Consider the following 26141-nt stretch of genomic DNA (forward strand, 5'->3'; position numbering starts at 1 on the left):
AACACCTGCTCGCGGTGCAGGCGGGTGTCCCGCCGCACCGCCCCAGACCACAACCGCACCAACAAATCCCACTCGTCGGAAGCCAGTAGCGACACCTCACGGACCGGCAGGGACGCGTCGGCCGAGAGCAGGCGGCTCAGGAGCGACTCCAGGCGGCTGATGTGCCGGTCGATGTCGTCGGCCGCGTAGCGGTCCGGGTTCCAGGTGAACTGAATACGCGGCGCCTGGCCGTCGAGCCACGGGTAGATGCTGACCGCGATGTCCTGCACGGGGAAGATGGACAGGAGGTTATACACGACCTCGGACGGGCCGAAGGCGAACGGCTCGACGAAGCTGAGGATGTTGATGACCGGGCCGAATTCGACGTTCATGTCCAAGCGCGTCGAACCGCCACCTACGAGGTCGGGCCAGCGTCGAAACTGTTGATGGCGCAACGCACCGATCAGTGACGTGGCGACCCGATCGGTGATCGCACCGATGGTGTCGTCGTCGCCGACACCGATGAGCAGCGGCACCAGATTCGACACCATGCCGGTGCACTTTTTCAGCGCCGCGCTGGTGCGCGCCGACACCGGAAGGGACATCGAAACCTGCTGACGGCCGGTAGTTTTCGCTAGAAAAACCGCCATGGTGGCGACGATCCGCGCGACGTCGAGCGCCGCGCGCGCGGAGTCCCGCGCGCCCTGCCCCGGCTCGCATATCAGTTCACGAACCTCGGGGTGACGGGGGGCGACCAGCCGCGGCGTGCCCGTCAGATCGGTGACGTCGAGTCCGCCCTGCACGACGGTGCTCCAGTACTCGGCATCGGCGCGGCTGCGCGTCGACTGTTGATAGCTGTGGTCCGCCTTGCGGATCAAGGCGAATTCGGAGAAGTCGACGACCTTGCCGTCCGGTGACTCCGCTGCCGTGTATGCGGCCGCGACGTAGCGGATCAGGACGTTGGCCCCGAAGCCGTCGAGGACCACGTGGTGCGTACGAAGGTAGAAGTAACACAGCTCGTCGGCGACCCGCAGCAGCGCGAATTCGGTGAGGCGGTCCCGGCCCAGGTCGACCGGTCGACGGTACTCCGCGTTCATCCAGGCGCGCGCGGCGGTGACTGGGTCATCTTCGCCCCGGAAATCTCTGCAGTGCAGGGTATTCGGGAAAGACCGATCGACCATGAACACGGGTTCGCCGCCGTCGACCGCAACTCGGGTGCACGGTGAGCCGAACCGCGTGGCCGCCGCTTCGCAGGCGCGCATGAGCCGCTCGGCGTCGACATGGTGATCGATGGCGAGAAAAGCGGCGAAGTTGTAGGGAACCTCGGGGCGCAGCTGTTGGGCGGCCCAGATCGACCGCTGTGCTGCGGTCAACGGTCCTAGCACGTCGGGTTGTGTGCCGTAGTCGAGCATCGCGGGCCTAACGGGGTTCGCCGACCGGCGGCCGCGCCCGGACCGCGTGCAGATCGTTCTGACCGTCGAGGCCGTTCTGACCGTCGAGACCGTTCTGACCGTCGAGACCGAGCCTGGCGAGGACGAAATCTTCCAGGCGGCACGATTCCTGGGTGATCACGTCGATCAGCCGCTCCACGAAACCCTCGTCGAGCCCCTGCATCCGGCCTTCCCTGACGGACTTCGCGCGGACGTGCCGCAGGCGGTGTGGTTGCATCATCGGTATGCGCCCTCGATGTTTGAGCTGGGCTATCTGCACGCACAGCTCCATCCGCTCGGCGACCACGCCGATCAGCGCGCTGTCCAGTTCGTCGAGGCGTTTGCGGCATTCGTCCATCGCCAGTCCGATGGCGATGCCCTCGATCTCACGATCGTCCGTCACGAAAAGTTCTCCGTTCTGTGCTTGACATCGAACACATTGCCGCGCAGGGCATCACGAGCTACACCGGCATCCGAGGCCGATGGACCGTGCGTCACGCCGGAGCCGTCAAGCGGGCCGTCGCGCGCAGGGACTCCAACAGAGAACTCGCCTTGAGGCGAATCTCGGCGAGCTCTTCTTCGGGGTCGGAGAGCGACACGATGGCGCCACCGGTGCCGATGGTGATCTCGTCGCCGCGTACGACCATCGTGCGGATGACGATGTTCAGGTCGACGGCTCCCGTCAGCGAGAAGTAACCGATAGCCCCGGAATAGATTCCGCGAGGTCCGCCCTCGAGCCTGTCGATGATCTGCATGGTGCGCCGCTTCGGCGCCCCGGTCATCGACCCGCCCGGGAAGACGGCGCGCACGCACTGGGCCGGCGTCACATCGTCGCGCAGCTTGCCCCTGATGGTGCTGACCAATTGGTGCACGGTGGCATAGGTCTCGACCGAGAAGATGCGGGGAACGTGGACCGAACCGATCTCACAGACCTGCCCGAGGTCGTTGCGCAGCAGATCGACGATCATCAGGTTCTCCGCGCGATCCTTCTCCGCGGTGCACAAATCGGTGGCCAGCAGGCGGTCTTCATCGGGCGTGTGGCCGCGGCGGCGAGTGCCCTTGATCGGCTTGGCCTCGACGATCCGATCGGCGGAGATCTTGACGAACCGTTCCGGGGAGGCACAGAGCACGTCGACACCCGGGAGTCGCAGAAGCGCCCCGTAGGGAACGGGATTACGCCGGCGAAGATCCGAATAGGTCTCGCGCGCATCGATGTTGGCGTTGACCGTGACCGTGGTGGTCAGGCAGACCTCGTAGGTCTCCCCCGCGCGGATCTCCTTCATGCACTGCCGGATGTTGTCGATGTACTTGGTCGGGGACTCCCTGATCACGGTCGGCACGTCGACCGGAGTCAGGTCGAAGTGGGCCCCGACGGGCGCGGCATTCACCGACGACCGCGCCGCCCGCTCGGCGGTGTCCAGCCACGACAAGGCGTCGGACTGATCACGGATCGCCTGGGTGGTGAGCGCCAACAGCCACGTCTCGCCGCGCTGATGATCGATGACGACCGCTCGATCGCAGAACACGAAGCCGGCGTCGGGCAGATCCGACTGATGCGCCGCGTCACCGCCGCATTCCGCCTTCGTCTCGTACCCCAGGTAGCCGACGTAGCCGAGCGCGAAGTCGCATTCGTCCACGACGCGGCCGACCGAGCGTTCGGCGGTCTGGCTGTCGAGGTAGTCGAATATGCTCTGCGGCACGTGGGACACCGTGCCGTCGCTGCGGCGAACGGTGACGCCGCAGTTGGCGTCCGCCGTGACCCATTCGCCGTGCGGGCCGCAGCCGCCGAGAATCGAGAAGCGCGACAGGCCCTCGATGATCCTCGAGCTGTCCAGCCAGATCGCGCCGTCCTGACCATCGAAGAGGCTCGTGTAGACGTGCTCTGAGTCCGCCTCGAGCTTCAGCCGGGTGCTCATCACCCGGAACCGTTGGGTCGGCGTGGTGGATTCCTCCGGGCCGGGCTGCGCGTTCTCGCGGGCTATGCGCGCCGCGGCCGCGGCCACCTTTCTGACACTGCAGCGCTGCGACCTGACGTGGGCAAGCCTCAGGAAGTTCGCGATCAACGTGCAGCCGTGCTCGGTGACGATCGACTCGGGATGAAATTGAACACCCCATTGGGGCCGCGACCGGTGCTCCACCGCCATCACGAGTTCCTTCCCCGACGCGTCAACGGTGCTCGCGGTGACGCGCAGTGAGTCCGGCACCTCGGACACCACGAGCGAGTGATATCGGGTCGCCCGGAACGGTGACGGTATGCCCGCGAACAGCCCGGTTCCGTCGTGTTGGATCGCGCCGGTCCGTCCGTGGCAGGGCTCCGGCGCGATCGTGACGACGCCGCCCTCGAAGTAGCACAAGCCCTGGTGCCCCAGGCAGACGCCCAACACGGGGACGTCGTACTCGAGAGCCAGTCGGCTGATGCCGAAGTCCGATTCGAACTCCGGACGACCGGGGCCCGGGGAGATGATCAACGCTTCGATGCTCTCCGGGACGATGGACCGCCACGCGGCGTAGTCGTCGTTTCGAACAACCCGTACGTGACTGTTGGTCACGCCGGCGGTCAGCTGGAAAAGGTTGTATGTGAAGGAGTCGTAGTTGTCCACGATCACCACGGACATGGGAATTTCCTTTCCGGCCAACGGGTTCGGACTGGCCATTTCGGGAAGCGTAGGTTCAGCGATTCGGTGCAACTTCGGATCAGAGGCAAGTAGAGAGATTCGTGCGGCCGGATAGAGTAGGCGTGCGGTGACGCTCCACATCTGACAGGTGCGCCGGGCGCGGCGAATCCGGAGCTGCGGGTGTACCAATCGACTGTGCGCCAGGATGATCGGGCGCCGCGTCGCCGGTCGGCTGCTCGCGCGGCTCGGGAGTTCGGCCCGCCTGCGCTGGCGAGCGTCGCGGTAGCCCCGGCTCCAAGAACTGTGCGAGCGGCGGTATCTCGTCGGCCTGGCACTCGACGGCGATGACCGACGGGCCGACACAGTCGAGCGCCGCACGCACGGCCGCGCTCAAGCCGTCGGCATCGGCGACATCGACCGAGGACAGTCCGGGAAACATGGCGGCCAGGCCTGCGCCCAACCTGCTCGGAGTAAACCGGTTGTGCCCGTGCCGATTTCCGTAGAACAGCTGCTGGCTGAGCGCGCACATGGCGTGGGCGTTGTTGTTGAACAACACGAACGTCACGGGCAACCGATACTGCACGGCCGTATGTACCTCCATGCCGTGCATGAAGAAGGCTCCATCACCGGCGATCACCACGACTCGCCCCGCGTTCTCGCGTCTCACGCGGGCGAACGCCATGCCGATACCCGCCCCGAAGCTATATCCCATGCCCCCCATGCCCAGTGGGGCCACGAATCGACCCATGCGTCGGACGGGAAGGTAGTGCAGGGCCGCCGCGCCGGTGTTGCCGGCGTCGACGACGATGTCGACGCCGTCGGGCAGCCCACGGTCGAGCGCGCGCATGGCCTCGCGGTAGCGGACCCCCGAACCGTCGAACGAAGGCGTGGCCAACTCGGTGCGGGGCAACGTGTCGGGAACGCGCACCCCGGTCGCGCGGCCGCGACCCGTGAGCGCATCCGCCAAGGTCCGCAGGGACACCCGCAAGTCGTCGGAGTGGACATGGGTGCACGGGATGTACGGCGCTTCGGAACCGATCGAGACGGTACGGACCGCCGCCAAGGCGTCGTCCAGCCCGGCGCGGGCCGTCATCGACAACCGGGTTCCGACCACGAGGCACAGCGCGCTGCCGCTCACCGCCTCCGCCACGCTGGGGTGGCCCATGACGCCGGCCAGGCCAAGCGCCGAGGAGGAACCGAATCCCGGTGTGCCAGCGGCATCTTTGGCGTGTGGCACGCAGGCGACCCGCGCACGCAGCAGGGCGCGTAACGCCGACAGTTCGACCCGCGCCCCATCGCGCATCACCTGCTCGCCCGCGATGATCGTCACCGGTCCGTGCGCCGCGCGCAGCGCCTGCACGATGGGATGGGGGTCGCTGATCGAGCGGGGCCGCTCCCCCGCCGGCACGTCGGTGGGAACGCCGGACGGCATGGCCGCCCGCTGAACGTCTTTGGGCAGCAGCAGTACCGCGGGACCACCTGCCCGGGCGGCCGCCACGGCGGACGACAACGCGGGCGCGACGTCGGCGGGATCCAGCACTCGCCGGCAGAACACCGACACCTCGGAGAACAGCGCCTCGGCGTTCACCGAGCCGTTGCGACCGCTGGTGTCCCCAAAGCTGCCGCGTCCGTCCATCGCGGTCGGTGGCTGACCGACCAGGGCGAGGACCGGCACGCGGCTGGAGAACGCTTCGCCGAGGCCTGGGATCAGGTTGAGCGCACCCCCTCCCGACGTCGCGGCCATCACGCCCAGCGCGCCGCCGTTGCGGCTATAGCCGTCGGCCATGGCGGCCGCGGAAAACTCGTGTTTGGCCAACGCGGCCCCAAAGTCGGGGCGCGCTGACGCGGCGTCGTACAGGTCTTCGATGTTCTCGCCGTCGACACCGAATAGACGGTCGACGCCGATTGCTGTCAGCCGGTCGACGATGTAGTCGACCACGCGGTGCTTCGCGTGCATAGTTGTTCAACCTCTAGACGTCGTCACGGTCTCGGTACTTCGGCCCGACTTTTCGTCACCACCCGCAGTGGCCTCGTGGATCGTCGCCCTCAGCGGCGGCGACGCGGCCCGGTCGGGGCTCCAAACGTGGACTGGAGCAGCCCCTTTCGGGACGATGACGAATGCCATGCGCGGGAGTCTAAGTTTGCTGGACGCAGCGTCGAGACCCAATTGATCCGACTAGGGTGGTATCGACGCGCGGATCGAGTAGCGATTCCCGCGATGGCGCGTAACGGATCTCAGGCCGAGCCGCCCGCAGCGCGGCGGGCCGTCAAGGACGACGAGTCATGGCCTGCTTGCCGGACCGCCCGAAAGGCGGTGTCGATGCACGCTGGCGGCTTTTCGTGCCGCGCTGAATTGCCCAGCGCGACAGTAACTCTCGCGTGTCAGCGCGCGCCGACCACCGCCCCGTCACCGCTCGAGCGGTCAACCGGCCGCGTGGCGATCGTGCGGCGGGTTACCGCCGGCGTCGTCCACGCGCATCGACAGCGTGTTGTTGCCGAGCAGGTGCCGATTCGTGAGGTGGATGAGTTGATCGCGATTGTTGATGCCGAGCTTGGTGAACAACCGGTACAGGTGGCCCTCCACGGTGCGCACGGACACCACCAGGCGGTCAGCGATTTGCCGGTTCGACAGACCGGACGCGACCAACATGGCGATCTGGCGTTCCCGACCGCTGAAGGGCAGCGGGCGCGCCGCGGCCTCGAGGGCTGGGGTCCGCAGCCCGCACTGGCTCGCCAGACCGTACGCCCAGGTCGACGATTCGACCTCCTTGCCACGTTCGCCCCGGCGGGCGTACTCGTCGACGGCCTGCGCCGACGCGTCGGCGGCCAGCGCGAGCGCACCGAGGTCGGCGAACCGGTGGGCTGCCGCGTCGACCATGTCCGCGTCGTGCTTGGTGAGGCCGCGCGCGTACTCCGCCGTGACGGCCGCCAACGGAGTGTCGAGCAGGGTAGCGAGTTTCTCCAGCCGCCCAGCCTGGGTGCGATCGCCGAAGCGAACCGCGGCGTGCAGGGCACGGGTCTCGACAGCGTGCATGCCGGCTTGCCCCGCGATCTGCGCGGCCCGCAGCGCATGAGTCTGGGCCGGTTTCGTTTCACCCAGCGACGCCTGCTGCCAGGCCCTGGCCAGTTCGAGTTCCGGGAGGAACACCGCCACGTGCGGCCCGTACGCTTCCTCCGCGAATCGCAGCGCCGCGGTAGCGGCTTCGCTGTCGCCCCGCTCCCCCTCCGCCTGGGCGTGCAGGACGGCAACCAGGACCACCCACGGCGAGGGAAACCCTTGAGAGAGGACCTGTTTCGCGCCGCGAAACGCGGCGCACGCCGATGGGAGGTCGCCCCGACACAGCTGCACGAGCCCCCGCATCGCGTCCAGTATCGCGTCTACCTCGGCGACGCCGGTGGCGATGGCGGCGTAACGCTTCCAGACCCGCTCGGCCCCGACGAAGTCGCCCGCGGCGGTGGCACTCATGATCTCGGCGAGGCCAATGTTAAAGCGCTGCAAGCCCGTTCCCTCGAGCGCCGCAGCGCGCAGTCCGGCCTCCGCGACTCGGTGGACTTCCGCGAAGCGTCCGACGGCGACCAGGGCGCCGCAGGTGGGGATGGACGCCCACACGGTCGCCAACGGCAGCAGGTTCGATTCACACAGACCCGGGCCGACGTTGAGCGCCGTTTCGACGTCCCCGCAGAAGAATCCGCTCGAAACCTCCAGCGCGGTGACGAGCTGAACGGCCGCCTCGGACCGGACCCGCTTCTTCACCTCCGTCAATACGCGCGCCGCGCCCTCCACATCACCGCAACCCCAGAACAGGTTGGCGGTACGCAGGCACCCCCATCGGGCCACCAACCACTCGTCGGCGTCCTCGTCGGGCTCCGCATCGACCAGGGCTGCTTCGGCCTCGCCGCCGCGTCCCTGCCAGCTCACCGCGTCGGCCAGCACTATCGCCGCGGGCAGGCCTCCCCCACGGTCGACCGCGAACCTGGCCAACTCTTCGCCCAGGACGACGTTCGACATGGCCACCGCGTCCGCCGCCGCGTCGATCACCACATCGAGGTCGGGCGTCAGGTCGCTGTGCATCATGAAGCGCGCCAGCCGAATTCGGCTGCGCAAGTCCGGCAGGTGCGAACGTCCGCCGGCCTTGAGGTGCCGCTGCATGGCCTGGGCGAGGACGCCGTTGAGTTGTCTCGAGCGGACCACCCCGGCGTGCCGGGTGGCCGCGTCGCCCAGCAAGGGATGATTCAACTGGGCCAAGGTGTGTGACCCGTCAACGACCAGCTGGATCAGCCCTCGGCGTTCGAGATTTGCCGCTGCGTCCGCGTCGCAGATCTCGCGCAGGATCTCCCAGTCCAACACCTCCGCGGCGGCCAGCACCTCGACGACCTCCAACTCGTCCTGCGACAGCGACCGCAGCCGAAATTCGAGGAGGTCGTACAGTTCCCGATCCGGATGCAGCGGGCCCTTGAGCTGCCACGCGCCGTCGGCGCGAACCAGGGCCCCGCTCTCCCGGCCGGAACTGAGCAACCCGCGCAGCACCAAGAGGTTTCCGGCGCTGCGCTCGTACAACTCGTCGATCAAGCGCGTCCCGACCGCGCCGCCGAGCACCCGGCCGGCAAGCGACCCGATCTGCTCCCGTGTGAACGGATCGACGTGCACGGTCAACAGCAGCCGTTCCTTCAACAGCGCGGTCACCGCGTCGAGAACCGGTTCGCCGGACTTGATCGTCACGATCAACCGCGCGGTGCGGTTCGCAGCCAGTTGATTCACCAAAGTGGCCGACAGCGGATCGAGCAATTGCGCGTCGTCGACCACGACGACCAGGTTCTCCTCGCGGCCGAGCGTTTTGTGCGCGGCCGCCAGCATGATGGCGGGCTCGTGGGCTATCTCCAGCGTGACGGCGCGGGAGAACGCCCCCAACGGGACCGCGCTTCCCGTCTGCGTACCCAGGACAAAGCGCACCGGCCGTCCGGCAGATTCGGCCGCCTTGGCCAGCATTCGTGCGAGGGTGGACTTGCCCACACCGCTGTCACCGACCAACGCGACGCCCTGGACCTCACTGTCGTTGAGCGCGGCCAGCGCCTGCCGGAATTCCGCGTCGCGCGCCACTATGGGCCACGTCGAACCACTGTCTTGACCTCTGTCTCGCTGCACTGGTTGACGCACCTCCCCACTTTTCCTCTAACGCATCAGACGCCGCCCACCAGACGGCATCGTCTTGGTGAACGCCCCTGCGGCCCCGGCGCCGCGGCGCCGAAACGCGGCACCGAAACGCCGCGGTGACGCGACCCTCTCCACTACTCTCATACCGAGAGTCTGTTGCAACTGACTGTTTAGTACTAAAGGTACGCCTAACAGCGTCAATCGAAACATGCGTTTTGCGTCGGCGCCTCCCGAATGGCCTGGGCCCGAGGTCCGCGCTGTCCGCACCGCCGCGGTTGTCCCTGCGTTCTCACCGACACCACTCACCACCGGACCGTCTCCCGCTACTCAGAGATTCGACGCACAGAACGGCCCCACGGTTGTGGGTAATCGAACGTTTCCCAGTGACGCGGGCGGCCGGCGGCGGGTCGATGGAACCCGTCCGAGAGGCTCGCTGGATCACTGGCGCGATCCGTTAGCTTCGGGCCCCGGAGGATCAGGTGTTCCGGAGTCAATGTCATGCGCCGGAGCGTAAGAGCCTTCGACCAGGGCAACGGCGCGTTGCGGGCAACTCGAGTAGTGGGTGGCATCAGATCGAGTAAATGCAGCGAACGACCGGGTGAGTCGCAAAGCCGCCGCAAAGAGTCGCCGGTTTGCGCCGCCCGTCGGTCGCGCACGACCGGGCCGGCGGCCTGCGCGGGCCCGCGCCACCCCTGGCGTCCCGCCCAGGCGTCAACGCCGTCCGAGCGACGTCCCGGAGTCACCCGCCCACGACGCCGCCAACAGCGCGGCCAGCTGGCCGATCGGGCGGCCGACCACCTCACCGAACGGGCTTGGGTCGCGCACTCCTGGGGGGGACTCAGCGGCGGACCGTCGACTAGGCGCCCGGCCGACGCGGCGCACGAGGCTTGGACGTGCGCGGATGCCGGGCCGCGTGGCTCCGGTTGGTCCGATCGACTGTGCACGCAGGTCCCTTCCGCACGCCCCGGTTGGAGCCTGGAACCCCTCAATGCCCCGCCGCGCCGCGCCCGCCCTGCCCGCCGCAGATCCCGAACAGCCTTGTTATATCAGTACCGAGGGCCGTGCTCAACCGAAACTGAAATATATGTGTCGGCTATGAAGCAGCCAGTTTGCACTGGTTAAGGCGTTACTGAGTCAACCTACTTTCGAGTAAGTCGAGGGCCTGGTTAATCCGACATTCGGCGGACGATGCCCTGTGGGGCCGACCCCCGGCGCATACCTCACTCGCTACGCGCGTGGCCGAGTGGGTAGACCACCGTCAGCCGCAACGCCTGAGCCGACTACGCAGCCGCGTTTGCTGACACCGAAGCCGTCGCCGTCCCGGGCCGGACGGTGCCGCCCCGGACGCTGAACCCGCACGTCGTTTGCTCGGGTGTTGCCAGCGAAGGACGAGCTGTAATGTGAGTACACACGGCCGGCCCGCACATGAAATGGGAGTAATCCAGAGGTGGGCGACGCACACGAGAAGATATCGGGCGACGGTGAACTCGCCGCCCGCTTGAACAAGCTGTTCGAGGTCATGCACAGCCCGAGCACGCCTCCGCTGTCCAACGCCGCCGCGGCAGCCGCAATCACCGAGAAAACTGGGGTGCCGATCAGTCCGGCCTACCTGTGGCAACTCCGCAACGGCATCAAGACCAACCCCACCGTCACCCACCTTCGGGCGATCGCGCAATTCTTCGGCCTACCGGCGTCGTACTTGATAGATTCGGAGGCCGACCCAGCGGTCGACGCGCAACTGAATCTGCTCCAAGCACTCCGTGACCATAAGGTGCGCGACCTCGCAGCACGCGCATCCGGGCTGACAACTCAGTCCCTCAACAGTGTGGCTGCGATGATCGACCACCTCCGCGAACTGGAACGGTTGCCCCCCATCGCCTCTCAGGGAGAGGACGAAACCAATGGCAGTGTCCAACGCTGACATGCTCGCCATGGCGCGGGACCTGCCGATCCCCGTGCCATGGGACCGCAACGTATTCATCGACAAGCTGGCCGACCAGCGTGGCCGGCCCATCAGGTTGATTCCGACCAACACCGCGGCCCTGGCGGACAGCCCCTGCGGGCTGTGGGTGGCGTGTGAGCACGAAGACCTGATCCTCCACGAGACCGGCACGAGCGAATATCACATCGACCAGATTGTGGGCCACGAGCTCGGTCACATCTTGTTGGGTCATGGGCGAAGCGGCGGGCGTGGCGTGGCCGAAACCCAAGAACTGCAGGTGTGTTTGCAGGCGCTGCCCGACATCGATCCCGACGCGGTGCGCGCCGTGTTGGGACGCCGCGACTACGTGGGCGACCAGGAGCGCGACGCGGAGATGTTCGCGTGTTTGTTGATGATTGCCGCCACCGAGGCCGCCGAACGCCGGTCGATGATGCGCAGCGCCTTCTTCCGGGGCCAATGACATCCAACGTTCCCGCCCCCATCGCCTGGACCGTCATCACGGTCCTCACCCTTGTCCTCGCCGCGCGTTTCACCTGGTGCAGGGCGAACCTGTACGAGACCTACCTGAACAATGTGATGGCCTGGCTCCTGCTGGCGCAGCTGTTACGTGAACGCGCCGTGGAAGCGATCTTGTCCGACGCCGCCCTGATGTCCGTCACGACGGCACAGCAAGTGTCTTGCGTCGCAATGAATTTGGCGTGCGTCGAGTTCATTGGATTCACGATGTTGTGGAGCCGAATGTCGCCGGCCGAGACGCGTCGCATCCATCGGTACTTCCGACTGGCCACCGTCGCCTTGTGTGTGGCGTTCCTGGCCGCGGGCACCCGCGCCCGCGTTGCGGGCCAGTCGCTCGAGGTCAACGGTGGCTGGCAGGCGGTGTGGGCCCTGGGTTTCTATCTGACCACCATCACCGTCATGCTGGCGCGCTTGCTGTGGATGTTCGGGTCCGAGCTGAGGAAGGCGACAGCAACGCGGGAACGCCTGCTCGCCGCGGCCGGGCTCATCGCGGTCGTCGTGACCGCCGCGTTCTGTCTGGAAGCGGTGGTCTTGGCGGTAACCGATCAGCTCGGCTTGACGCACACGGTGAAATTCCGGCTGGCGCTGCACGGCTCGGAATTCCTTTGGATGGCCGTGGCCCTGTACCTGTTCGGCGCGGTGCCACTCACCGTCAGACTGCTGTCCTATCTGGGCCTCGATCGCGTCAGCCGCAGTTGGCGAGGCCTGCAACCGCTTCGACAGAGCATCACCGCACTGGTGCCGGAAAGCCGGTTCAATCTCGAGGAGGGCGGGCGTCGATTCCAGAAGACGACCCTGCAGCTGCACCAAACGGTCATCGAGATACGGGACGCGATCCTGCAACTGCGCCCCTATAGTCGTGACGTCGCCCCCGAGGAGTTGGTGCACTTCATCACAGCCAATGCGGTGCCTACCGACGAGGTGACCGGGGCGACCGCCGCCCTGGAACTGGCGCACGCCGTGCGGGCGAGAAACGCGGGGAGGAAACCGGAGCCACCCGACACGACGTTGGTCGTACGCGGCCGGTCGACGAGCCTCGACGAGGAGGCCGCCGATCTGCTGGCACTGGCGAGATGGTGGGCACCGGCCTGCGCCGTCACCGAACGGCTGTCGCCACTGGCGCGCGAACCCGTCTGAGCCGCACGCCTTTTAGTCACGGCGCGAACTGTGCCGACCGCCTGTCGCAGCGAGATGACAGCGTGCTGCGCACCGACGCGTTGCGGCCCACCAGCTGGACCAGCTGATCGCGCGTGTTGATGCCGAGCTTGGTGAAAAGTCGATACAGGTGTCCCTCGACTGTGCGCACCGAGACGACCAGACGTTCCGCGATCTGCCGGTTGGACAGCCCGGCCACCACGAGGTTCGCGATCTGCCGTTCCCGGTCGCTGAACGGCAGCGGGCGGGCGGCGGCTTCGAACGCCGGTGTGCGCATTCCACATTCACTCGCCATCTCGAACGCCCACGTTGACGATTCAAATTTCTTGCCGCGCTCGCCCCGGTGCGCGTGTTCGGCGGCCGCCTGTGCCGAAGCATCGGCGGCCAGCGCCAGTACGCCCAGGTCGGCGAAGCGCCGAGCCGCCGCGTCGAGGAGGCACCCGTCGCGGTACTCCAGGCCCCGGGCCTGGCTCGCGATCGCCTCCGCGAAGGGAGTTCCCAGGATGACGGCGAGCTCGTGCAGTCGAGCTGCATGGGCACGATCCCCGAAACGCACCGCCGCGTAGAGGGCGCGCATCTCCACCGCATACATGCCCGCGTCCTGTGCGACCTGCGCCGCGGCGACGACGTGGGCTTGAGCGGCGTCCGTCTCGCCGGCGGCGGCGAGCCGCCAGGCGCGAGCCAACTCGAGTTCCGGCAGGAAGATCGCGACGTGCGGCCCGTACGCTTCCTCCGCGTCGCGCAGCGCAGCGGAGGCGGCGTCGACGTCACCGCGTTGCCCCTCGGTCTGGGCGTGCCGCGCGGCAGCCAAAACGGCCCACGGTGACGGAAAACCCTGCGAGAGATGCTTTTTGGACTCTTTGAACGCCAGCGACGCGGACGACAGGTCGCCCTGGCCGAGCCGGACGAATCCCCGCATCGTATGCACCATGGCCTCGGCGGCAGGAACGCCCGCAGCGAGTTCCCGGTAGCGCCGCCAGATCTGTTCCGCGGCGAAACATTCGCCGGCCGCTATGGCGTTCATGATCTCGGCCATACCGATGTTGAATTGCTGCAGCCCGAACCCTTCCGTCGCAGCCGCGCTCAGCCCGGCGTGGGCCACCGCGGGGACATCCGCGTATCGCCCGACGGCGGCCAGCGCGATGCACGTCGGGATCGCCGCCCACACCACGGCGGCCGGTGGCACGTCGGACTCGCAGATCTTCGGCCCGATCTCCACGGCCCTGGCGACGTCGCCACAGAAGACCTCCATCGAAAGGTCCATCGCGCTGACGAGATCGGCCGCGGCCTCCGAGGAGACCCAGCTTTCGACGGCGGCCAGTGCGCCCCGCGCCTCGTCGACGCGGTTGCACACCCAGAAGAGGTTGGCCGCGCGCAGGCACCCCCAGCGGGCGACCAGGAACCCATCCCTGGCATCGGCCGGTTCCACGTCGAGCAGAATGGCCTCGGCCTCGTCGCCGCGGCCCTGCCAGCTCACCGCCTCTGCGAGCACCAGCGCCGCCGGCACTCCCCCGCCGCGGTCGGCCGCGAAGCGCGCCAACTCCTCGCCGAGGGCGACGTTGGACATGGCCAGCGCGTCCGCCGCCGCCTCGGACACCACGTCGAGGTCCGGCGTCAGATCGCTACGAATCATGAACTGTGCCAGGCGGATTCGACTGTGCACATCGTGCAGGTGCGAGCGCCCCCCGGCGAGCAGGTGCTCTCGGAGCGCCCGCGCCAGGATGCCGTTGAGCTGACGGGAGCGGACCACCCCGGCCCGCCGGGTCGCGGCGTCACCCAACAACGGGTGATTGAGCTGCGCCAAGGTGTGGGAGCCGTCGACCACCAACTGGATCAGCCCACGGCGCTCCAGGCCGGCCGCCACGTCGGCATCGCAGATGCCGCGCAAGATGTCCCATTCCAGAACCTCCGCGGTGGCCAGCACCTCGACGACCTCCAGCTCCGCCGCTGACAGCGAACGCAGCCGATATTCCAGCAAGTCGTACAGTTCGCGGTCGGCGTGCAACGGTCCGCGCCGCTCCCAGACGTCGTCGGTGCGGACCAATACTCCGTTGTCGCGACTAGCGCTGAGCAATCCGCGCAGCACCAACGGGTTCCCCGCACTTCGGAGCTGCAGGTCATCAACCAGTTGGGACTCCACCTCACCCTGCAGGACCGAGGCGGCCAGTCGTTCGGTCTGCTCGCGGGTGAATGGGTCGACATGCACGGTCAACAGCATGCGTTCTTTCAGCAACGCGGTGATCGCGTCGAGGACCACCTCCCCCGACCGGATGGTGACGATCAAGCGGGCCGTTCTGCCGGCGGCAAGTTGATTCACCAGCGTCGCGGACAACGGGTCGAGTAGTTGAGCGTCGTCGACGACGACCACGAGATTCCTGTCCTCGCCCAGCGTCTTGTGCGCGGAGGCCAAGAGCAACGCGGGCTCGTGTGTCGCGTCCAGGGTCACAGCGCGCGAGAACGCCCCCAACGGCACCGCGGATCCGGTGTGAGTTCCCAAGGCGAAACGCACGGTGCGCCCGGCGCGCTCGGCAACTTTGGCCAACATCCTGGCGAGGGTGGACTTCCCGACCCCGCTGTCACCGATGAGCGCGACGCCCTGGTACTCCCCTCCGTTGAGGGCCCCGAGCGCCAGTCCGAGTTCGGCGTCCCGGGCCACGACAGGCCACTCACTTCGATAACTTCCCCGCTGCACCGGCGAGCACCTCCCGTTTCCCCACACCGGAGATCTCGTCGGCTGCTCGGCGAGTCACCAAAGCCACGGGCAGTGCCGCCACCGTCATCGCCGTTCCGGTTCACGATGAAGGAAGGCCGATGCGCGCCGTGGCTTCGCCTGACGCGCGCCCGACGCGCGGCGGAGAAGCAGGAGGGCCGCGTTGCCGACACCCGGCCTCGTCGCCGCGCGCCGGCCGGTTACCCGGCCCCATTCTTCGTTACGGCTAGCCAACGGCCATAACTCTCTGGAGGCTTGCATCGGATGCCCGCTCTTTTACCCAACGCTTGGTGGAGAATATACCCGACCACAGCGCTTTCAGCAAATTGTCATATGACCGGCGGTCGCTGCCCCTGATTGGTCCTTATATGGTTGTTGAACAGCGTTTTTCGGGTTGGGCGCGACGTTATTTTGGCTTGGTGACAGCAAATACTTAGCCAGCCTGATTAAGGCAACGCGGCCCTACTGCGGCAACCGTGACGTGTCGCAGAATGCGTAGCGTCGCTTTCGAATTGGAGCGCGCGCTATTGCTGGCGCAAATTTAACTATCGCGTCGATAAATTGAGACCCAGCAATGCGTCCACCGCGGTGGCCACCAAGCCCGGCGCCTGCGCGTCGTGGCCCCCGTACTCGAGCGCATCGGTCGCCCAGCCGTCGACTGCCGCAATGGCTTTCGGAGTGTTGAGGTCGTCGGCCAGGTATTGACGCAGGCGCGCGACGACGTCGGTCGCGTCGGGGCCGGCGGGTTGGGCCGCCGCCGAGCGCCACCGTTGCAAACGGGCCGTCGCCTCGTCGAGCACCTGCTCGCTCCAAAAGCGGTCGTCGCGGTAGTGCCCCGCGAGCAATCCCAGCCGGATCGCCTGCGGCTCGACGCCGCGCGCCCGCAGGGCCGAAACCAGCACCAGGTTGCCGCGGCTCTTCGACATCTTGTGCCCGTCCCACCCGATCATCCCGGAGTGCACGTAATGGCGGGCGAAGCGCCGCTCGCCCCTGACACATTCGGCGTGCGCGGCGGTGAATTCGTGGTGCGGAAAGATCAAGTCACTTCCGCCGCCCTGGATGTCGAGGCCGCTGCCGAGTCGGCTCAATGCGATCGCGGCGCACTCGACGTGCCAGCCGGGGCGGCCCGGACCGAACGGCGACGGCCAACTCGGCTCGCCGGGCCGCGCGGCCCGCCACAGCAGCGCGTCGAGTTCGTCGGTCTTACCCGGCCGCTGCGGATCGCCGCCGCGCTCGCCGAACAGCCGCAGCATGGTGTCGCGGTCGTAGCCGGATTCGTAGCCGAACTGCGGCGTCGCGTCGGCGCGGTAGTAGACGTCGGGGTACTCGCCGTCGATGACGTAGGCCGCCCCCGACGCCAGCATCTTCTCGACGAGCTCGACGACCTCCGGGATCGCCTCCGTGGCCCCCACGTAGTCGCGGGGCGCCAGGATGCGCAGTGCCGTCATGTCCTCCCGGAACAGCGACACCTCGCGGTCGCCCAGCTCGCGCCAGTCGATGCCGTCGCGGTCGGCCCGCTCCAGCAGGGGGTCGTCGACGTCGGTGACGTTTTGCACGTAATGCACCTGGTGGCCGAGGTCCAGCCACTGCCGGTAGACCAGATCGAACGTCAGGTAGGTGGCCGCGTGCCCCAAATGCGTTGCGTCGTAAGGCGTGATGCCGCAGACGTACATCGTGGCCGTCGAACCCGGGCCCGTAGCGGCCGACACCGGGCGCACCTGCCGGTCCGACGTGTCGTACAGCCGTAGCTCGGGGCCGCGTCCCGGCAAATCCGGGACCTGTGGGGAAGACCACGACTGCATGGGATCAGGCTAGCGCCCGCCGACGAGGCAGCCCGCGCAGCGGGGTGCTGAGGAGACGGGCAATCCAATCACCGCCCGCCGACGAGGCAGCCCGCGCAGCGGGGTGCTGAGGAGACAGGCAATCGAACCACCGCCCGCCGACGAGGCAGCCCGCGCAGCGGGGTGCTGAGGAGACGGGCAATCGAACTACCGCCCGCCGTGCCGGATGGCATCCAACAGGATGGGGGCGAGCTCCGCGCGACACATGACGAAGTCCGGCAGGTACGGGTCGAGCTGGTTGTAGCGCATCGGGGAGCCGTCGAGCCGCGACGCGTGCATTCCGGCGGCCATCACCACCCCGGCCGGGGCGGCCGAGTCCCACTCCCATTGGCCCCCAGCGTGCACATAGGCGTCGACCTCGCCGTCGATGATGGCCATCGCCTTCGCACCGGCCGAGCCGATCGCGACGGGCTGGATGGGCAGCACCTGGCGCATCCGGTACAGCACCGCGGGCGGCCGGGTGGCGCTGACGGCGATCCGAATCGTCTCGTCGACCCCGACGCGCGCCGCGCCATCGGTCACGGTGTCGCTGCGGTACACCGTGTTGCCCCGGGCCGGCAGCGCCACCGCGGCGTCGGTGATTTCCCGTTCGCCGTTGCTAGGGCGCTGCCACAGCGCCACGTGCACCGCCCAGTCGTCGCGGCCAGGCGTCGAGAATTCGCGGGTACCGTCCAGGGGGTCGATGATCCACACCCGGTCGTGCCTGAGCCGGCTGAGGTCGTCGTAGGCTTCCTCGCTCAACACTGCGTCGTGGGGGCGTTCCACGCTGAGCCGCCGCAGGATCAGCGCGTTGGCCATGCTGTCGCCCGCGTCGCCGAGCGCCCACGGGTGTTCGAAGCCCATCTCGTCGCGGACCCGCAGCAGCAACTCCCCCGCGTCGGCGGCGAGATCGGCAGCCAACGCCGCGTCTGTCTGGTCGGACGAATCGGCTTGGCTCACCGGTTCAGTATCGCCGACGAGGAATGCCGGGAAGGTGTCGAGCCATCGCCTGCGACACGGCGCAGGGCCGGGGGCTCAGAAGGCCGGCCAGGGGATCGGGCGGTGCCGGTTCGGACCGGGCATGATCGGGTTCTTCAGCAGTGCGTGCGCGCGCATCCGCAATGCGGCGATTTCGGCCCGCGTCACCTGTTCGGCCAGTTCGTCGCCGAGCGAGCCGGTCAAGGCGTCGGCCAGATCGGCGACGGCCGCCAGGGTTTCGTCGTCGACCGGCTTGCCCGCCCAACCCCACAGCACCGTGCGCAGTTTGTTCTCGACGTGCAAGCACACGCCGTGGTCGACACCGTAGACGCGACCGTCGGTGCCGCACAGGATGTGACCACCTTTGCGGTCGGCGTTGTTGATCAGCACGTCGAACACCGCCAACCGGCGCAACTGCGCGTTGTCGGCGTGCATCAGCACCACCTCGTCACCGGCGTAGTCGTGGGCGCGCAGCACCGGCAGGTATCCCGGCTGCAACTTGCCGACCGGGAACAGGTCGACCAGGTCCGGGCCCAGATCGGCGTCTGGGCCGGCCTTGTCGCCGGGCTGCCGCACCCACAGCTGCAGCATGCCCGGACCGACGGGTCCGTCACGAATCACCGTGTACGGCACGACGTCCCACCCGAGGTGGGCCGATACCAGGTACGAGCCCAGTTCGCGGCCGGCCAGGGTTCCGTCGGGGAAGTCCCACAGCGGCGCCTCACCGGACACCGGCTTGTAGACGCAGTGCACACTGCATCCGTCCAGCGTCGCCTCGCACAGGAAGGTGGCGTTGCTCGCCGAGCGGATCCGTCCGATGACCGTCAGCTCGCCGTCGCGCAACACCTCACGGTCATCAGACCTCGGGTTCATCGTCAGGCCCGAGCAGCGCACTGCGCCGATAACCGTTGGTGCGCGCGCAGATGTGACCCTCCGGATCCAGTGGTTCTTCACACAGCGGGCATGGCGGGCGGCCCGCCGAGATCACTCGATTCGAGCGGGTGGCGAATTGCCGCGCGGACTCCGGGGTGAGAAACACCCGCACCGCGTCGGGCCCCTCGTCGGTGTCGTCGAGCACCACCGAGGCGTCGAACTCGGCGTCGGTGACCGCCAGCAGCTCGACCACCACCGTCTGCGCCTCGGAGTCCCAGCCCAACCCCATGGTCCCGACACGGAACTCGGCGTCGACCGGCGTGATCAACGGGTTGAGGTCGTCGACCTCGGTCGGCTCGGGCGGCACCGGGGTGCCGAATCTGCGATTCACCTCGAGCAGCAGCGCGCCGATCCGTTCGGCCAGAACCGCCACCTGCTGCTTCTCCAGCACCACCGACACCACTCGGGCGTCGTGGACCGCCTGGATATAGAAAGTGCGATTCCCGGGCTGGCCAACGGTCCCGGCCACGAAGCGGTCGGGTGTGCGGAAGACGTGAATTTCGCGGGCCATGGCACTTCCAAAATACCGGCTGTTCCCACCACCGTGCGATCCGATTCGGCTGCTGCCTCCGCGCCGGCGCACCGGCCCGGTCGATTCAGTCGGTGGAACCGCCGATGACCGCGTCACCGGACGGCACGCCGCCGGCCGCTTCGCGGGGCTCCCCGTCGGACGCGGCGCCAGGTCCCGCCTGGGCTTCGGTGTCGGCTTGCTTGTCGGCCCCGTCCGTCGATGCATCCGTCGATGCGTCCTTCAATGCATCTTTGGGCGGTGGGCCGGCCCGCAGCGGGGCGGACAGCCGAGCACCGGTGTGGTTGACGTGCAACACAAATGGGCGCAGTTCCGTGTACCGGATCACACTGACGGACGCCGGGTCGGCGGTGACGCGCTGGAACCCGTCCAGGTGGATGCCGTACGCGTCGGCGATGACGGCCTTGATGACGTCGCCGTGAGTACATGCGACCCACAGCGCGTCAACGCCGTGTTCGGCCGCCAACCGCCGGTCGTGCTCGCGAATGGCAGCCACCGTACGGGCCTGCACCTGTGCCAGGCCCTCGCCGCCGGGGAACACCGCGGCACTGGGATGCGACTGGACGACCCGCCACAGTGGCTCGTTGACGAGCTCGCCGATCTTGCGTCCCGTCCACTCGCCGTAATCGACCTCCGCCAGCCGGTCGTCGACGAGCGGCTCGAGGCACAGCGCCTCGGCCAGCGGCTCGACGGTGCGGCGGCAGCGCAGCAGCGGCGAGGTCACGATGGCGCGGATCGGGAGGTCGCCGAGGCGATCGATGAGTCCGGCGGCTTGCTCGCGGCCCTTGTCGTCGAGGTCGACGCCCTCGGAGCGACCGGCGAGGGTGCCCGCAGTGTTAGAGGTAGACCGGCCGTGGCGAAGGAGGATGACGGTCATGCGTCCGACCGCGCCTGGGTCGCCGATACCGCAGTCACGACCACGACCGTACCCGGTGGGCGCAGTGCGACTAGCGGGAAACCGGCACCGCGTGCGCCACGGAGTCGCGGACCGCCGCGCTCAGGCTGCGCTCGTCGGTCAGATCGATGTCGACCAGGCTGCGAACCGCCGTCGCGACCACCTCTTCGGCCTGCGGCACGGGCCCGGCAAGGCGGGGCCGGTAAACCTCGACAACGAGGGAGCGGTGCTCGATATGGAAGGAGAAAGTCCGTCCATCACCGACTTTTCCATAGCCGCTAGCGAAAATTCCTGTCGACATCTCTTCGACAGCAAACTCCTGATGCGTCATATGACGGTCGGCGGTGACGGCCATAAGCCGACCATACCTCGCGGGTCCCGGTTGATGTCGGCAGCACACCCCATTTGGATGCATAACCGTTCCTTAGAATTTGGGCGTCCACCCCCATGAGCCGAGGGAAACCATTGCTGTCACAGCCTCGCCGTCGCAACTCGGCAGCTCATAGGCTTTTCGTGGTCGCCGTCGCCGGCCTAGCCCTTTTGCTGGGGGGGCCGGTCGGCTGCTCGTCGAATCCGCTCGTCGCCGCGCCCCGCACCATCGATCCGGCCCGGCCGGCGGTGTCTCCGCCCGCGGCGCAACCCCCCGCGGGCGCGGTGCGACCACTCGCCGCCCACGCCGTCGCGGCGGTGTTCGACGCCGATACCCGTCAACTCGCGGTCCTGGCGCCGGACGCCGATCCGGCGGCGCCCGCATCGGTCACCGTCTTCTCCGACACGCAGCTCGCGCCCCGGACCGTCGCCCTGCCCGGGCCGGCCACCGCGCTGACCGCCGGCGGCCACGGCACGCTGTACGCGGCGGCTCGCGGCGGATACGTCGCCGTCGACCTGACCGGTGGGGGTGTGACCCGGGTGAACGTCGCGGGCGCCGGCGAGGTGGACTTCACCGCCATCGCCCGGCGGGCCGACGGCAAACTGGTGTTGGGCAGCGCCGACGGCGCCGTCTATACCCTGGCCGCGGCGCCGGGCGAGGCGGGCGCCGCCACCGTCGAGAACCGCAGCAAGATTTTCGCTCGCGTCGATTCGCTTGCCACGCAGGGCGATACGACCGTCGTGCTGGACCGCGGGCAGACGTCGGTGACGGCGCTCGGCGCCGACGGGCGGGTGCAGCAAGCGCTGCGGGCCGGCACGGGCGCGACCAGCATGACCGCCGATCCGTGGGGACGGGTGCTCGTCGCCGACACCCGCGGGGGCCAGCTGCTGGTGTACGGCGTCGACCCGCTGATCCTGCGCCAGGCGTATCCGGTGCCGGCGGCGCCGTACGGCCTGGCCGGCTCGCGCGCGTTGGCGTGGGTGGCCCAGACCGCTTCTAATATGGTCATTGGTTACGATCTGTCCACCGGAATTCCCGTTGAAAAGGTGCGCTACCCCACCGTGCAGCAACCGAACTCTCTGGCGTTCGACGAAGCGTCAGACACCTTGTACGTGGTGTCGGGGTCCGGTGCGGGGGTCCAGGTCGTCGAGCACGCGGCGGCCCCTCGATGAAGAACGGGTCCGCGCCGCGGTCAAGCCGCCTGCCCGCCGGCTGGGACACCGACATGTCCGACGACTACGAATGGGTGCCGTTGCGGTTGCCGCCGGAGGTCACCCGGCTCAGCGCGTCCATCCGGTTGTCGATCGAAGCGGAGTATCGGGGCTGGGAGCTGACCAGGGTACGGCTTTACAACGACGGTAGCCGACGAGTCTTGTTGCGTCGCAAGAAGACTCGTATTGACAGTCGACGCCCGGATCAGCCGGAACTGTGACCGGCGGCCAACCGGGCAACGGCGGTCACCGGGTCTACGGCCTGCTGCGGCGGTTGTTCTTTCTCGTTCCGCCCGAGCGCATTCATACGGTGGTCTTCGCCGCGCTGCGCGCCGTCACCGCGGTGGCGGCGCTGCGCCGGTTATTGCGCGGCCGGCTCGGCCCGACCGACCCGGTGCTGGCCAGCACCGTGTTCGGGGTGCGATTCCCGGGACCGTTGGGGTTGGCCGCCGGTTTCGATAAGGACGGGTTGGGCCTGCGCACCTGGGGGGCGCTGGGTTTCGGTTACGCCGAGATCGGGACCGTCACCGCTTCCCCACAGCCGGGCAATCCGGCTCCCCGCATGTTCCGGCTGGCCGCCGACCGGGCGCTGTTGAACCGGATGGGCTTCAACAACCTGGGAGCCGGAGCCCTGGCGATGCGACTGGCGCGCCACGAGCCCGACGTGCCGATCGGCGTGAACATCGGCAAAACCAAGACCACCGCGGCGGCCGATGCCGTCGACGACTACCGGGCGAGCGCCCGGCTGGTCGGACCGCTGGCGTCCTATCTGGTGGTGAACGTCAGCTCGCCGAACACGCCCGGTCTGCGCGACCTACAGGCCGTCGAGTCGCTGCGCCCCATCCTGTCGGGCGTCCTGGCGGAGACGACGACGCCGGTGTTGGTGAAGATCGCGCCGGACCTGTCGGACTCCGATGTCGACGACGTCGCCGATCTGGCCCTCGAACTGGGCCTGGCCGGCATCGTCGCGACGAATACGACCGTGTCCCGCCAGGGGTTGGTCACGGCCGGCGCGGACGGGCTCGGCGCCGGGGGTGTCTCCGGTCCCCCGGTCGCGCGGCGCGCCGTCGAGGTGCTGCGCCGCCTCTACGACCGCGTCGGGGGCCGCCTGGTGCTGATCAGCGTCGGGGGCATCGAGACGGCCGACGACGCCTGGGAGCGCATCACCGCGGGCGCCTCGCTGTTGCAGGGTTACACCGGCTTCGTCTACGGAGGCGGTCTGTGGGCCAAGGAGATTCACGACGGCATCGCGCGCCGGCTGCGCGAGGGAGGGTTCGCGTCGCTGCAGGACGCGGTCGGCTCCGCCGCCCCCAAACCCCGCGGGGCGGGTTAAGCCGCTCCTTCCTCGCGGTCCTCCTCGGTGGCGCCCTCCTCGGCCAGGAGGTTCTCGGGGTGGTGGTGGGTGTTGGTGCGGGGTTGGCCGCGGTCGAGGTGGGGCGGCGGGATCCACTCGGTATCGCCGCTGGCGCGGCGGCGGGTGGTCCAGCCGCGTTCGAGGAGTCGGTGGTGCGGGCCGCAGGCGAAGGTGAGTCCGGTGATGTCGGTGCGGCCGGTGCGGGCCCAGTCCTGGACGTGGTGGACCTCGCACAGATAGCCGGGGACGTCGCAGCCCGGGTGTGAGCAGCCGCGATCCTTGGCGTGCAGCACGAGGCGTTGCCCGGGCGAGGCGAGGCGTTTCGTGTGGTACAGCGCGACCGGTGTCGCGCGGTCGAAGATGGCGAGGTAGTGGTGGGCGTGGCGGGCCAGGCGGACGACGTCAGACATGGGTAGCCGGGTGGCCCCGCCGGTGAGCGCGGTACCGGCGGCGGCCTCGAGGTCTTTGAGCGTGGTGGTGACGACGAGGGTGGCCGGTAACCCGTTGTGCTGGCCGAGCTTTCCGCTGGCTAGCAAGGCGCGCAGTGCCGCGGTGAGGGCGTCGTGATGGCGCTGGGCGCTCGAACGGGTGTCGCGGCGCACCGCCTGTTCTGGCGGGGCGCCGTCCACGGTCGGGGCGTCGTCGTCGGGATTGCACATCCCGGGCGCGGCCAGCTTGGCCAGCACGACTTCCCAGGTGGCGCGGGCTTCCGGAGTGAGCCAGCCGGTGAGACGGGTCATGCCGTCGGGTTGTTGGCGGCCCAGGGTCAGGCCGCGACGGCGGGCCCGGTCGTCATCGGTGTAGCGACCGTCGGGATTGAGACAGTCGGCCAGGCGTTGGGCCAGCTTGGTCAGCTGGTCGGGGCCGAATTGGGCGGCGTGCGCGGCGAGTTGGCGCTCGGCCAGCCCCCGGGTCTCCTGGTCGACGTCGTGCGGCAGCTGGTCGAAGAACCGCCGGATGACCGTGAGGTGCTCACCGCCGAGCGTCCCCGCACGCTGGGCCGCCGCCGTCGCGGGTAGCTGCGGGGGCAGCGGTTCGCCGGTCAGGCCGCGGCGCGGGCCCACCGCGGCGGCCTCGGCGACCCGGCGGCTCGCCTCGACGCGCGAAATCTGGAGCCGGTCGGCCACCGCCCACGACAACCGCCCGCCCAACTCCGCCGCATCGGCCCGCTCGGCGACCTGATTGATCAACTGATACGTCGGCGTTTGCAGGCGGCGCGTCTCGCCTTCGATGCGGGCCAACAGCCGCAGCCGCTCCGGAGTGGTCAACCCGTCATAGGAGTGCCCTTGAACCCGCGAGATCGCCTCGCGCAGAGCGGCGTAGTCCGCCGCGATCTCCGCGCGGCTCGTCACGGTCACGCCGGCGGCCCGACCGCAGCCACCAACGGGCCGGACCACTCATAGATCAGCGCATCCAGCCGCCCATGCAGGAATTCGAGCCGGTCCAGCGCCGCCAGCCGTTCCGCGGCCGTCAAGGAGTCGTACGCCGCGAAGAGCGACTCGTGCAACGCATCGAAGCGGTCCAGCAGGCCGGCGAGGCAATTAATCGAACGCATGTTCGAATGATATCGGCGCCCCCCGACAACAACCCCGTCCCTTATAGCGCTGCCGTTACCGAGACAGCGTTTTTTCCAGGTTCTTCCAGGTTCTTTCCAGCAGAGCCCGGGGCCGTTGCCCTACTTCTGTTCGTAGGTGCCGTGAATGACCGCCCGCGCGATCGCATGCTGGAACAGGTTGAAACCCAGGAAGGCGGGGCTGGCGTCCTCGGGCAGGTCCAACTTCTCGACGTCCACGGCGTGCACGGCGATGTAGTAGCGGTGCGCGCCGTGACCCGCGGGCGGCGCCGCGCCGATGTAACGGCGCTGCCCTGCGTCGTTCACCAGCGTCAACGCGTCACCCGGCAGGTCGCCGCCGTCGCCGGCACCCGCGGGCAGCTCGGTGACGCTCGCCGGCAGGTTGGCCACCGCCCAATGCCAGAAGCCCGACGCCGTCGGCGCGTCGGGGTCGTACACGGTGACCGCGAAACTCTTGGTCTCGTCGGGGAATCCCGACCAGCTCAGCTGCGGGCTGACGTCCTCCCCGCCGGCGCCCATGATCCCGCTGACTTGCCGGTTGGCCAGCGCTTGGCCATCGGTCAAGGACTCGGAGGTCAGCGTGAAGGTCGGCAACTTCGGCAGCGAAGCGTACGGGTCGGGCGCGGTGCTCATGGACGTCCTCTCGTGTGGTGATCGGCTTGCTTTCGAAAACGGAACTAGCAGTGTGTCAGGAAGTGCGCCAGCACGTCGGTGCCGAACCTGAGCGCATCGATGGGTACCCGCTCGTCGACGCCATGGAACAGCGCGCTGAAATCCAGGTCCGGCGGCAGGCGCAACGGGCTGAACCCGAAGCAACGAATTCCCAAGCGGGCGAACGCTTTCGCATCGGTGCCACCGGAAAGCATGTAAGGCACGGTGCGAGCGTCGGGATCCAGCGCGAGCAGCGCGGCGTTCATGGCGTCCACCAGGTCGCCGTCGAAGCTCGTCTCGTAGGACGAGAAATCGCGGATCCATTCGC

At 68.3% G+C, this 26141-nt stretch carries 22 protein-coding genes; 6 read left to right on the plus strand and 16 right to left on the minus strand.

Annotated features, from left to right (window positions below):
* The 5 genes from A5700_RS07000 to A5700_RS07020 form a co-directional block, all read right to left on the minus strand.
* On the minus strand, positions 1-1391 hold a 1391-nt coding region (locus A5700_RS07000; RefSeq protein ID WP_231991388.1), incomplete at its 3' end, for a condensation domain-containing protein.
* 7 nt (positions 1392-1398) lie between these two features.
* Positions 1399-1812 (minus strand): chorismate mutase, encoded by a 414-nt coding sequence (locus A5700_RS07005; RefSeq protein ID WP_068066207.1) that lies wholly within the window; start codon positions 1810-1812, stop codon positions 1399-1401.
* Between the two features lie 91 nt (positions 1813-1903).
* Entirely contained in the window at positions 1904-4063 is a 2160-nt protein-coding gene (gene pabB, locus A5700_RS07010; RefSeq protein ID WP_231973695.1) for an aminodeoxychorismate synthase component I, read from the minus strand.
* A 40-nt stretch (positions 4064-4103) separates the two neighbouring features.
* Entirely contained in the window at positions 4104-5981 is a 1878-nt protein-coding gene (locus tag A5700_RS07015) for a thiamine pyrophosphate-binding protein (RefSeq protein WP_082960343.1), read from the minus strand.
* 465 nt (positions 5982-6446) lie between these two features.
* Entirely contained in the window at positions 6447-9122 is a 2676-nt protein-coding gene (locus A5700_RS07020; protein ID WP_068066204.1) for a LuxR C-terminal-related transcriptional regulator, read from the minus strand.
* A gap of 1573 nt (positions 9123-10695) precedes the next feature.
* Here A5700_RS07020 and A5700_RS07025 point away from each other — a divergent pair.
* The 3 genes from A5700_RS07025 to A5700_RS07035 are packed head-to-tail and all read left to right on the plus strand — an operon-like array spanning position 10696 to position 12771.
* Positions 10696-11097, plus strand: a complete 402-nt coding sequence (locus A5700_RS07025; protein ID WP_231973697.1) for a helix-turn-helix domain-containing protein — start codon at positions 10696-10698, stop codon at positions 11095-11097.
* Positions 11078-11578, plus strand: coding sequence for a hypothetical protein (locus tag A5700_RS07030; RefSeq protein ID WP_082960342.1), 501 nt, complete (start codon positions 11078-11080; stop codon positions 11576-11578). Before A5700_RS07025 ends, A5700_RS07030 begins: the two co-directional genes overlap by 20 nt.
* Positions 11500-12771, plus strand: a complete 1272-nt coding sequence (locus A5700_RS07035; RefSeq protein ID WP_156671114.1) for a DUF6545 domain-containing protein — start codon at positions 11500-11502, stop codon at positions 12769-12771. Before A5700_RS07030 ends, A5700_RS07035 begins: the two co-directional genes overlap by 79 nt.
* Before the next feature lie 16 nt (positions 12772-12787).
* Here the strand turns inward: A5700_RS07035 and A5700_RS07040 are convergent, their stop codons facing one another.
* From A5700_RS07040 to A5700_RS07070, 7 genes are all read right to left on the minus strand, one after another.
* Positions 12788-15445, minus strand: a complete 2658-nt coding sequence (locus A5700_RS07040; protein ID WP_068066194.1) for a LuxR family transcriptional regulator — start codon at positions 15443-15445, stop codon at positions 12788-12790.
* Positions 15446-16044: 599 nt separating this feature from the next.
* Entirely contained in the window at positions 16045-17301 is a 1257-nt protein-coding gene (gene mshC / locus A5700_RS07045; protein WP_068066190.1) for a cysteine--1-D-myo-inosityl 2-amino-2-deoxy-alpha-D-glucopyranoside ligase, read from the minus strand.
* 186 nt (positions 17302-17487) lie between these two features.
* Complete coding sequence (locus tag A5700_RS07050) at positions 17488-18279, minus strand: 3'(2'),5'-bisphosphate nucleotidase CysQ (RefSeq protein WP_068066187.1); 792 nt, start codon at positions 18277-18279, stop codon at positions 17488-17490.
* A gap of 75 nt (positions 18280-18354) precedes the next feature.
* Positions 18355-19170: an SCO1664 family protein gene (locus A5700_RS07055; RefSeq protein ID WP_068066184.1), complete on the minus strand. Its 816-nt coding sequence runs from the start codon at positions 19168-19170 to the stop codon at positions 18355-18357.
* The gene (locus tag A5700_RS07060; RefSeq protein WP_068066180.1) at positions 19154-19741 is read right to left on the minus strand and encodes a DUF3090 domain-containing protein; all 588 of its coding nucleotides are present in this window, start codon (positions 19739-19741) and stop codon (positions 19154-19156) included. Before A5700_RS07060 ends, A5700_RS07055 begins: the two co-directional genes overlap by 17 nt.
* Positions 19742-19826: 85 nt before the next feature.
* Positions 19827-20636, minus strand: a complete 810-nt coding sequence (locus A5700_RS07065; protein WP_068066177.1) for a histidine phosphatase family protein — start codon at positions 20634-20636, stop codon at positions 19827-19829.
* 70 nt (positions 20637-20706) lie between these two features.
* On the minus strand, positions 20707-21009 hold the full coding sequence (locus A5700_RS07070; RefSeq protein WP_068066174.1) for a hypothetical protein: 303 nt from the start codon (positions 21007-21009) through the stop codon (positions 20707-20709).
* Between the two features lie 92 nt (positions 21010-21101).
* Between A5700_RS07070 and A5700_RS07075 the strand changes: the two genes are divergently transcribed.
* The 3 genes from A5700_RS07075 to A5700_RS07085 are packed head-to-tail and all read left to right on the plus strand — an operon-like array spanning position 21102 to position 23568.
* Positions 21102-22196 (plus strand): hypothetical protein, encoded by a 1095-nt coding sequence (locus tag A5700_RS07075; protein ID WP_231973694.1) that lies wholly within the window; start codon positions 21102-21104, stop codon positions 22194-22196.
* Complete coding sequence (locus A5700_RS07080; RefSeq protein ID WP_068066169.1) at positions 22193-22456, plus strand: DUF5703 family protein; 264 nt, start codon at positions 22193-22195, stop codon at positions 22454-22456. The genes A5700_RS07075 and A5700_RS07080 overlap by 4 nt, the downstream gene beginning before the upstream one ends.
* A complete protein-coding gene (locus tag A5700_RS07085) occupies positions 22453-23568 on the plus strand; it encodes a quinone-dependent dihydroorotate dehydrogenase (RefSeq protein ID WP_068066167.1) in 1116 nt (371 codons plus the stop codon). The genes A5700_RS07080 and A5700_RS07085 overlap by 4 nt, the downstream gene beginning before the upstream one ends.
* Here A5700_RS07085 and A5700_RS07090 read toward each other — a convergent pair.
* The 4 genes from A5700_RS07090 to A5700_RS07105 form a co-directional block, all read right to left on the minus strand.
* A complete protein-coding gene (locus A5700_RS07090; RefSeq protein WP_068066164.1) occupies positions 23565-24947 on the minus strand; it encodes an HNH endonuclease signature motif containing protein in 1383 nt (460 codons plus the stop codon). The genes A5700_RS07085 and A5700_RS07090 overlap by 4 nt on opposite strands.
* Positions 24944-25144 carry a hypothetical protein gene (locus tag A5700_RS07095; protein ID WP_068066161.1) on the minus strand — a complete coding sequence of 67 codons (201 nt, stop codon included), beginning with the start codon at positions 25142-25144 and terminating at the stop codon, positions 24944-24946. The genes A5700_RS07090 and A5700_RS07095 overlap by 4 nt, the downstream gene beginning before the upstream one ends.
* A 120-nt stretch (positions 25145-25264) precedes the next feature.
* Complete coding sequence (locus A5700_RS07100) at positions 25265-25795, minus strand: YbhB/YbcL family Raf kinase inhibitor-like protein (protein WP_068066158.1); 531 nt, start codon at positions 25793-25795, stop codon at positions 25265-25267.
* A gap of 44 nt (positions 25796-25839) precedes the next feature.
* Positions 25840-26141, minus strand: a 302-nt coding sequence (locus A5700_RS07105) for a M20/M25/M40 family metallo-hydrolase (RefSeq protein WP_156671115.1), incomplete at its 5' end; no start/stop codon positions are given.

Origin of the sequence: Mycobacterium sp. E1214 (genome assembly GCF_001666755.1) — a bacterium.
Taxonomy (GTDB): domain Bacteria; phylum Actinomycetota; class Actinomycetes; order Mycobacteriales; family Mycobacteriaceae; genus Mycobacterium.